Annotated in this window: 2 protein-coding genes; both read right to left on the bottom strand. The window is 65.3% G+C overall.

Features of this window, described 5'->3' with window-relative positions:
* A partial coding sequence (locus ACXJKR_RS34115) for a biotin/lipoyl-containing protein (protein ID WP_457326633.1) occupies positions 1-378 on the bottom strand: 378 nt, incomplete at its 3' end.
* Positions 379-465: 87 nt separating this feature from the next.
* On the bottom strand, positions 466-662 hold a 197-nt coding region (locus tag ACXJKR_RS34110; RefSeq protein WP_457326632.1), incomplete at its 5' end, for a hypothetical protein.

Raw genomic sequence — 662 nt, 5'->3', positions numbered from 1 at the left:
TTGCAGGCCCTTCTCGGCCAGGATCTTGGCGGCGGCGGGCATGGCCACATCGCCCTTGTTGGCGGCAGCAGGAGCAGCGGCGGCCACAGGTGCGGCAGCAGCAGCGGCAGGTGCGGCTGCAGCAGCGCCGGCCTTGCCTTCGGTGTCGATCTTGGCGAGCAGTTGCTGGCTGACGACGGTGCTGCCGTCAGCCACCAGGACTTCGGCCAGCACGCCGGAGGCAGGTGCGGGCACTTCGAGCACGACCTTGTCGGTCTCGATCTCGACGAGGGTTTCGTCGATGGTGACAGCTTCGCCGGGCTTCTTCTTCCAGGTCAGCAGCGTGCCCTCGGAAACGGATTCGGAAAACTGGGGAACTTGGACGTCAACGATGGCCATGGTGGGAGGCTCCGTGTTCTTTATTCGGTGTGATGGTGCAGGCGCGAGCAAGCGCAGCGCCGATCGGGGCGCTGCGCATTGCGGTCCTTATTTGGTGAGGATGAAGCCCTTGAGCTTGGCAAACGCCTGATCCAGCAGCGCCTTCTGCTGCTCCTGGTGCAGGTGGGCATAGCCGCAGGCGGGGCTGGCGCTGGCCGGGCGGCCGGCATAGCCGAGCTTCTGGCCTTCGCTCATGTTCTCGTGCACATAGTGCTGCACGAAGAACCAGGCGCCCTGGTTCTGCG

The sequence above is a fragment of the Roseateles sp. P5_E11 genome (assembly GCF_054049355.1).
Note: the sequence above shows the minus strand (reverse complement) of the source record. Positions and strands in the feature narration are given on the sequence as shown.